The organism is Methylobacterium sp. P3_A11 (assembly GCF_056403155.1).
In genome coordinates, this window is sequence record NZ_JBFUGA010000010.1 from 79008 (window position 1) to 86676 (window position 7669).

6 protein-coding genes are annotated in these 7669 nt (G+C 70.8%); all 6 read right to left on the reverse strand.

Going from position 1 to position 7669, the window contains the following annotated elements:
- Positions 1-120: 120 nt before the first annotated feature.
- The 6 genes from lpxC to murB all read right to left on the reverse strand — a co-directional run bounded on the left by lpxC (position 121) and on the right by murB (position 7603).
- Entirely contained in the window at positions 121-1068 is a 948-nt protein-coding gene (gene lpxC / locus AC1DXK_RS05430) for a UDP-3-O-acyl-N-acetylglucosamine deacetylase (RefSeq protein WP_457104928.1), read from the reverse strand.
- A 436-nt stretch (positions 1069-1504) separates the two neighbouring features.
- Positions 1505-3253, reverse strand: coding sequence for a cell division protein FtsZ (gene ftsZ / locus AC1DXK_RS05435; RefSeq protein WP_457104929.1), 1749 nt, complete (start codon positions 3251-3253; stop codon positions 1505-1507).
- Between the two features lie 92 nt (positions 3254-3345).
- Positions 3346-4668, reverse strand: a complete 1323-nt coding sequence (gene ftsA / locus AC1DXK_RS05440) for a cell division protein FtsA (protein WP_457104930.1) — start codon at positions 4666-4668, stop codon at positions 3346-3348.
- A gap of 52 nt (positions 4669-4720) precedes the next feature.
- Positions 4721-5674, reverse strand: a complete 954-nt coding sequence (locus AC1DXK_RS05445) for a cell division protein FtsQ/DivIB (RefSeq protein ID WP_477297104.1) — start codon at positions 5672-5674, stop codon at positions 4721-4723.
- Positions 5641-6564, reverse strand: coding sequence for a D-alanine--D-alanine ligase (locus AC1DXK_RS05450; RefSeq protein ID WP_457104932.1), 924 nt, complete (start codon positions 6562-6564; stop codon positions 5641-5643). The genes AC1DXK_RS05445 and AC1DXK_RS05450 overlap by 34 nt, the downstream gene beginning before the upstream one ends.
- Positions 6565-6676: 112 nt before the next feature.
- Positions 6677-7603, reverse strand: a complete 927-nt coding sequence (murB, locus tag AC1DXK_RS05455) for a UDP-N-acetylmuramate dehydrogenase (protein ID WP_457104933.1) — start codon at positions 7601-7603, stop codon at positions 6677-6679.
- Positions 7604-7669: the final 66 nt, after the last annotated feature.

Genomic DNA, 7669 nt, shown 5'->3' on the forward strand with positions numbered 1-7669 from the left:
GGGCCGTGCCCGCCGTTCACGGACCGTTAAACCGTGCCGTTCGATTCGGGCACGAAAGCGGCAAGGCTGCGGCGGCCAGGATCGGTTGGCGGCTGTGTCCCGCGGGTCACAGATGGTTGGCTACAGGTCGCCCGCGAAGGCGGCCAGGCCGAGGCCCACGCCGAACTCGGACAGCACGGTCTCGCGGCGCGAGCCCTGCGCCTCGACGATTGCGTAGTTCGAGCGGTCGGCGAAGAGGGCCGACAGAACGCCGACATTCATCCGGTGGCCGCCGCAATGGGAGCGGTAGGCGCCCTGGATCGGCAGTCCGGCCAGGGCGAGATCGCCGATCGCGTCGAGGATCTTGTGGCGGACGAACTCGTCCTGGAAGCGCAGGCCCTCGGGGTTGACCACCGCGGTCTCGCCGACCGCCACGGTGTTCTCCAGCGACGCGCCGAGGGCGAAGCCGGCCTTCCAGTACCGTTCCACGTCCCGCATCATGCCGAAGGTGCGGGCGCCGGCGATCTCGCGGCGGTAGACGGCGGGGGACAGGTCCATCGCCTTGCGGGAGCGGCCGATCACGGGGCTCTCGAAATCGATCTCGACGTCGAGGCGGAAGCCCCGGTCGATCGGGCGCAGTTCCGCGAAGGACGTCCCGGTCTCGATGCGGACGTGGCGGAGGATCTTTAGCCAGCGCCGCGGCGTGTCGCAGGTCGCGATCCCGACCTGGTCGATCGCCTGGACGAAGGGGAGCGCGGATCCATCGAGAATCGGCATCTCGGGGCCGTCGATCTCGATCAGAACGTTGTCGACGCCGAGCCCGTAGAGGGCGGACATCAGGTGCTCGACGGTGGCGACCGCCCCGGTCTCGACGTCCCCCAGAACGGTGCAGAGTTCCGTGGCGGAGACGAGGGCGTGATGCGCCTTGATCAGGCGGTCGTTGCCATGGGTGGTGCCGGTGCGGAGGAAGGCGACGCCGTGATTGGCGGGAGCGGGGCGGATCGTGATCTCGGCGGGATTCCCGGAATGAACCCCGATGCCCGAGAGAGTCGCCGGCCCCTTGAGGGTCGTCTGTTTATGCGTTCGCATTCCTTAGCCCCCGGGCGCGATCCGTTCCCGACACCCCGACCGGGGGTGAGGAGAAAAACACAGATCCGTCCGCTGCTTGATGCCCTGGTCCACGCGATCAGGTTGTGTCCCGGCGCGCGTCGTCTCGTTCTTGTCGTTTCTATAGCTGCACCGCACAGGGCAGCCAAATCACGGATTCTTACGGTCTGTTACAGACACGCTTACCGGTCGGTTGCCACAAAATCTTGATCCACCAGAGGCTTAAAGGTTGGTTAAGACGTGGCTAACCGACGGCCGTTCTGTGGCGCGGATGCACCACGCAGGAAGCCTCGCCAGCCGCGGTCAGTGGCCGATCGCGGCCCCAGCGAAGCGACTTAACAACCAAGGGTTGCCTTGCTGCAGCGCGAAGGGCCGGCGGTGTCCCGCCGGCCCCCGTGGCGTCCGCGACGCGGACGGTTCAGTTCGCCTGACGGCGCAGGAAGGCCGGGATTTCGAGCTGATCGTCATCCATCATCCGCGACTGCGGGGCGATCCGACCCTGCGGGTCGAGACCGCCCTGCGCCGGACGGTATTGCGGGACCGCGGGCGCGGCCGGCGCACGCGGGGCCGCCGGCGCGTGGGCCTGGGTCACCTGGGGCTGATGCATGTGCGGCTGCGGGGCGACGGGGGCCGCAGCCCGGGGGGCCGGGGCGCTACCCTCCATCTCCTCGCGGCGGCCGCCGAAGCCGACGGTGGCGAGCCGGCGCAGCAGCGACGTCCGCTTGGATTCCGGGGCGGCCTCCTCGGCAGCGCGGTTCGCCATGATCTGCGTCTGGGCGATCGGCGGCAGCTCGTGGATCTGCGGCATCCGCGGGGCGCGGGCGAGGGGCGTCCCCGTCGGGGCGACGGGACGCGGCGGCACGAACGGACCGGCCTGATAGCTCGGTGCGGTCTCGGCCGGCTGCGGCGCCGGTGCCGGGACGAACGGCGCGGCGGCGCGCGGCTGGGCCGGCGCCAGCACGACGTCGTCGCGGGTGACCGGCGCGGCGTCGAGGCGGTTCTCGATCCGCGGCTCGGAGTGCGGCTGCGGCGCCGGGGCCGAAGCGACGCTCGGCGCCGGGGCGACCGACTCGGTGCGGATGCTCGGAACCGGCGAAGCGGCGCGCGAGCGGGCCTCGGCGCGCAGGCGCTCGGCAACCTCGGCGATGCGCTGCTCGGTCTCGGCGATGGCCGGGTTGTTCGGCGAATTGGCCGAGATCAGCAGCGGCTCGATGCCGGTGGCGACCACCGAGACGCGGATGATGCCGTCGAGGCTCTCGTCGAAGGTGGCGCCCAGGATGATGTTGGCGTCCTGATCGACCTCCTCGCGGATTCGGGTGGCGGCCTCGTCGAGCTCGTACAGGGTCAGGTCCGAGCCGCCGGTGATCGAGATCAGCAGGCCGCGGGCGCCCTTCATGGAGACGTCGTCGAGGAGCGGGTTGGCGATGGCCGCCTCGGCGGCGCGGTTGGCGCGCTTCTCGCCGGAGGCCTCGCCGGTGCCCATCATGGCCTTGCCCATGCCGCGCATGATCGCCCGCACGTCGGCGAAGTCGAGGTTGATGAGACCCTCCTTCACCATCAGGTCGGTGATGCAGGCGACGCCCGAGTAGAGCACCTGGTCGGCCATCGCGAAGGCGTCCGCGAAGGTGGTCTTCTCGTTGGCGACCCGGAACAGGTTCTGGTTCGGGATCACGATCAGGGTGTCGACGGCGGCCTGAAGCTCCTGGATGCCGAACTCGGCGGTGCGCATGCGGCGCATGCCCTCGAACTGGAACGGCTTCGTCACGACGCCGACCGTCAGGATGCCCATGTCGCGGGCGGCGCGGGCGATGACCGGGGCGGCGCCGGTGCCGGTACCACCGCCCATGCCGGCGGTGATGAAGCACATGTGGGCGCCCGAGAGCTGGTCGCGGATCTCGTCGATCACCTCGTCGGCGGCGGCCGAGCCGACCTCCGGGTGGGAGCCGGCACCGAGGCCCTGCGTGACGCCGAGGCCCATCTGGATCACGCGCTCGGCCTTCGAGGAGGTGAGCGCCTGCGCGTCGGTGTTGGCCACGACGAACTCGCAGCCGAGCAGGCCCGATTCGATCATGTTGTTGACGGCGTTACCGCCGGCGCCACCGACGCCGAAGACGGTGATGCGGGGCTTCAGTTCCCGGATGTCCGGCGCCTGGAGGGTGATGGCCATGGTGTCGAGCCTCTCGCTAACTGTGCTGTCCGTGCGACGCCTGAGCGCCGGATTCTCTTCGACCCGCCCGACCACCCGGGCGGGCGCGAAACCTAGAAGCTGTCCCGGAGCCAGCGGCCGACCCGGTTCAGGTAGTTGTCGGTTCCGGTCGCCGCGAAGGCGCCGTGCCCCCGCGGCTCGAAATGCTCGGCATGGGCGACCTGCGGGTAGACCAGCAGGCCGACCGCCGCCGAGAAGGCCGGACCCTTGGCGGCTTCCGGCAGACCCCGGATGCCGAGGGGCCGCCCGATCCGCACCTGACCCTGGAGGACGCGACGGGCGACCTCGGGCAGACCGACGAGCTGACTGGCGCCGCCGGTGAGGACCACGCGCCGCCCGGCCTGGGCGGCGAAGCCCGCGTCCCGCAGGCGGTCGCGGACCAGCTCGACCACCTCCTCGACCCGCGGCTTGATGATCCGCACGAGTTGCGAGCGCGGGATGTGGGCCGGGGCCTCGCCCTCGTCCTCGCCGACCCCGTGGACCGCGATCATGTCGCGGTCGTCGGAGGGGGTGGAGAGGGCCGAGCCGTAGAGGGTCTTCAGCCGCTCGGCCGCCGCCATGCGCGTGGAGAGCCCGCGGGCGATGTCCATGGTGACGTGGTGGCCGCCGACTGCCAGGGCGTCGACGTGGACGAGATGGCCGCCGGAGAACACGCCGACGCTGGTCGTGCCGCCGCCCATGTCGACGACGCAGACGCCCATCTCGGCCTCGTCGTCGACCAGCGCCGAGAGCCCGGCCGCGTACGGCGTGGCGATCACCGCCTCGACTCCGAGGTGGCAATGCTCCACCGCCAGCATGACGTTGCGGGCCGCCGCCAGCTCGCTGGTGACCACGTGCAGATCGACGCTGAGCGCCTCGCCGATCATGCCCGACGGGTCGATGACGGCGCCCTGCCCGTCCAGGGCGTAGCCGGTGGGCAGGGCGTGCAGCACGGCCCGGCCGGGGCTGACGCCGTGGGCGCTCGCGGTCTCGAGCACCCGCTCGACGTCGCTGCCCGTGACGGTCCCCGAGCGCACGTTCACCCGCGCCTGGAAATGCTGGGAGGCCAGACGCCCGCCCGACATGTTGACGATGACCGACTGGACCTCGACCTTGGCCATCCGCTCGGCCGCGTGCACGGCCTGGCGGATCGCCCCCTCGGCGGCCGCGAGATCGACGATGGCGCCGCCCTTCAGCCCCAGCGAGCGCTGGTGGCCGATGCCGATGATGCGCGCGAGATGCGTGCGGCCGCGGAGGGTCGAGAGCGCCTCGGCGGGCTGCAGCTCGGCGATCAGGCAGACCACCTTGCTCGTGCCGATATCGAGCACCGAGAGGGTGGTCGAACGCCGGGCGGAGAGCGGCTTCAAGCGCGGCGTGAGGCCGTGTTGGCTGTGCATTGACGCTACCGGACGCGGGAGGCGGGACGGGCGGAGATCGTGGTCGAGGTCATCAGCTGGCCGCGCCCTTCTTCTTCGCCTTCTGGGCTTCCGCACGGGCCGCGGCGGCCTCCTCGGTCAGGCGCACAACGAGGCGGTCCCGCATGCGCAGGTCCACCGCGATGATGTCCTTCTCCAGAAGGCCGGCCTCGCGCTCGAACCGGACGAGGCGGGCGAGCGCCGCGGCCGGATCGACCTCGGGCAGGCGCACATCGATGCCGTCGAACTTGAGGGTCCAGCGCCGGCCGGACACGTAGGTGCCGGCCTTGATCCGCTCGGCGAGCGGACCGGCGGCGGCGACGAGGGCGAGATATTCCGGAAGCTTGGTGTTGGCTTCGTCGCCGACCACGAGGGGGAGGCTGGCGTAGCGGTCGTCCCGCATGGCGTCGATGACGGTGCCGTCGGCGGCGATCACGCTGATCTCGCCGTTCTTCTGCCAGAGGGCCGCGGGCTCGCGCTCCACCTGGGTGATGGCGATCTCGTTGGGATAGATCTTCCGGACGGAGGCCTGGGCGATCAGCGGCACGCGGAGCAGCCGCTCGCGCACGTCGTTGACGTCCAGGAACGGAACCGAGGAGCGCCAGTCGATCCCGGCGGCGGCCAGGACTTCGCGCTCGTACATCCGGGAGATGCCAGAGATGGTCACGCGCTCGACGCCGAAGCCGGCGACGCGCGCGGCGATGTCCAGGGGACGACCCTGCTCGGCCACGAAGGCGTCGTAGCGGCCGCTCGCCACGAAGCCGGCGAGCGCCACGACAGCGCAGGATACCGATACCCCGACCGCCCCGACGCCACGGGGCAGGCGCTCGATCAGCCGTTGAGCCGGGCGAGACCGGCGCACCGAGAGGGAGCGCGACGGCAGGCGGCCGGTGATCCGACCCAGCACGGCGCCGACGAGGCGCGCGGGACCGGTCCGGCCGGCGGCGTCGCCGCTCAGCGATTCAGGGAAGCGTCCTCCACCATCCATCGGACGAGCTCACCGAAACTCAGGCCCGCATGGGCCGCCATCTCTGGCACAAGGCTCGTCTGGGTCATGCCGGGTTGCGTGTTGACCTCCAGCACGACGAGCAGACCGGTTCCACCCGGTGTGTCGTCGAATCGAAGGTCGGCACGGCTGACGCCCCGGCAGCCCAGTGCTTGATGCGCCGTTAACGACAGTTCTTGGACACGCTGGTAAACATTTGGTTTAAGTTCGGCCGGCAGCACGTGAACCGACCCCCCCGGGGCGTATTTGGCGTCGTAGTCGTACCAATCCCCCGTCGCGGCCTTCACCTCGATCACGCCGAGGGCTCTGTCACCCATCACCCCGCAGGTGAGCTCGCGGCCGGCTATGTAAGGTTCCACAAGGACTTGCTCGCCGAAGGTCCAGTCGTCGGAGCCGAGGATCTGGGGCGGGTGCGAGCGGCCGTCACGCACGATGATCACACCCACCGATGAGCCCTCGGCGATGGGTTTCACCACGTAGGGTGGCGGCAGGGGGTGTGTCCTGGCGGCCTCACGACGGTTAACGATCCGGCCCTCCGGCACGTCGACGCCGGCCGCGCGCATGACGGTCTTCGCCTGCTCCTTGTTCATGGCCAGAGCCGAAGCGAGGACGCCGGAATGGGTGTAGGGGATCTTGAGGATCTCCAGCAGTCCCTGGATCGTGCCGTCCTCGCCGTCCGGGCCGTGCAGCGCATTGAAGGCCACGTCCGGCTTGAGCGCGGTGAGCACCGACGCGACGTCCGGACCGACATCGACCCGGGTCACACGGAAGCCCTCGCTTTCAAGGGCGTCGGCGCAGGCCTTGCCGGAGTTGAGCGAGACTTCGCGCTCGGCGGAGGTGCCGCCCAGCAGGACGGCGACGTGCTTGGACATCAGGGCACCTCAAATAGGTCGGCTTCAAACAGAATCTGGATGCACCCGGACGCTCGCCCGTGGCCGCCGAGCATCGTGTCGCGGCCGCATCAGCGTGTCGGGAACGCCCTTCTCACGGCGCCCCGGCCGCCGATCCGATCCGCCGGATCTCCCAGCGCAGGGCGATCCCGCTGGTCTCGCGAACGCGCCGGCGAACCTCCTCGCCGAGCCCCTCGATGTCGGCCGCGGTCGCGGTGCCGGTGTTGATCAGGAAGTTGCAGTGCATCTCGCTGACCTGCGCGCCGCCCCGGGTCAGGCCGCGGCAGCCGGCCGCGTCGATGAGCTGCCACGCCTTGCCGCCCTCGGGGTTGGCGAAGGTCGAGCCGCCGGTGCGCTCGCGGATCGGCTGGGCCGCCTCGCGGGCGGCCGTGACCCGCTCCATCTCGGCCTCGATGGCGGCCCGGTCTCCGGGCCTGCCCCGGAACAGGGCGCGCGTGAAGATCACGTCCTCCGGAGCGTCCGAATGCCGGTAGGAGAAGCCCATCGCGGCGTGGCTGTAGGTGCGCAGTGCGCCGCGCCTGTCGATGCCGCGGGCCTCCACCAGCACGTCGGTGGTCTCGCCGCCATGGGCGCCGGCATTCATCCGCAGGGCGCCGCCGATCGAGCCCGGGATGCCGCGATAGAAGGCGAGCCCGTCGAGACCGGCCTCGGCCGCCGCCTTGGCGAGGCGCATGTCGGGAACCGCGGTGCCGACGGTCAGCGTGTCGCCGTCGATCGCGATGCTGCCGAAGGCCTTGCCGCCGAGGCGGATCACGACGCCCGGCACGCCGCCGTCGCGCACGATCAGATTCGAGCCGAGCCCGATCACGGTCACGGGCACGTCCGGATCCAGGGCGGCGAGGAGGCGGGCGAGATCCTCCTCGTCGGCTGGGGTGAACAGGACCTCGGCCGGTCCGCCGACCCGGAACCACGTGAGGTCGGCGAGCGGCTGGTCGGCGAGGAGGCGCCCGCGGAGGTCGGGCGCGGCGGCGCGGATGCGGTCGTGGAGGGATGTGGTCATTTGTGGTTCTCCCCTCTCCCCGCAGGCGGGGAGAGGGATGCGACGACCACGGATCTCGGGCTTGCC

Bases quoted from the DNA above. Each gene is read 5' to 3' on its own strand.
- lpxC (WP_457104928.1), bottom strand. From the start codon at position 1,068: ATGCGAACGCATAAACAGACGACCCTCAAGGGGCCGGCGACTCTCTCG.
- ftsZ (WP_457104929.1), bottom strand. From the start codon at position 3,253: ATGGCCATCACCCTCCAGGCGCCGGACATCCGGGAACTGAAGCCCCGC.
- ftsA (WP_457104930.1), bottom strand. From the start codon at position 4,668: ATGCACAGCCAACACGGCCTCACGCCGCGCTTGAAGCCGCTCTCCGCC.
- AC1DXK_RS05445 (WP_477297104.1), bottom strand. From the start codon at position 5,674: ATGGATGGTGGAGGACGCTTCCCTGAATCGCTGAGCGGCGACGCCGCC.
- AC1DXK_RS05450 (WP_457104932.1), bottom strand. From the start codon at position 6,564: ATGTCCAAGCACGTCGCCGTCCTGCTGGGCGGCACCTCCGCCGAGCGC.
- murB (WP_457104933.1), bottom strand. From the start codon at position 7,603: ATGACCACATCCCTCCACGACCGCATCCGCGCCGCCGCGCCCGACCTC.